The sequence below is a fragment of the Stenotrophomonas sp. INTA L402-1 genome (assembly GCF_059295135.1).
On sequence record NZ_JCAFWP010000199.1, the window covers coordinates 1 to 562 of the forward strand.

Annotated in this window: 1 protein-coding gene; it reads right to left on the reverse strand. The window is 56.2% G+C overall.

The window, feature by feature from the left end; genetic code table 11:
* The coding region (locus AC5O77_RS22325; RefSeq protein ID WP_494507239.1) for an Ig-like domain-containing protein at positions 1-562 on the reverse strand (562 nt) is incomplete at both ends.

The following is a 562-nucleotide window of genomic DNA, read 5'->3' on the forward strand; positions in this document are numbered from 1 at the left end:
GACCAGCACTGCCTGATTCCCTTCGCCTAACGCCTGTGCATCGGCGGTCGGCACCTGCACGCTCCAGGCACCGTTAGCGCCTACGCTGGTGGTGTAGGTTTTGCCGTTTAGCGTAACGGTGAGTTCTGTTCCCTGCGCCAGATGGCTACTGGTACCAGAAAGCGTAAACCCGGCGGCCTGTTCGCTGGCGTTAATAATGTTATCGCCTGCGGTGGTGGCAACCTGCACGCTGGCCTGACTATTGTCGATGGTTAACGTTATCGAACCGGCGTCAGTGATGGTACTGCCGACAATTTGCACCACTGACCAGGTATGTTCACCTGCACTTTGCGTGGGTAACGAGACACTCCACTGACCGTTGTTGTCTACCTGAGTACTGGCAATAGTATTGCCGTTACTGTCTTTAATCTGAATAGTCGCCCCCGCCTGCCCGCTGCCGCTAAAGGTTGGCGTGGTGTCATCGGTGATGTCATTGGTGGCGAGAATGCCGCGCTGATCGCCCTGATTATCGGTAACTAAAAATGAGGGAGTGGCGTTGCCAGGCTCAGCGGGTGGCGTAGGT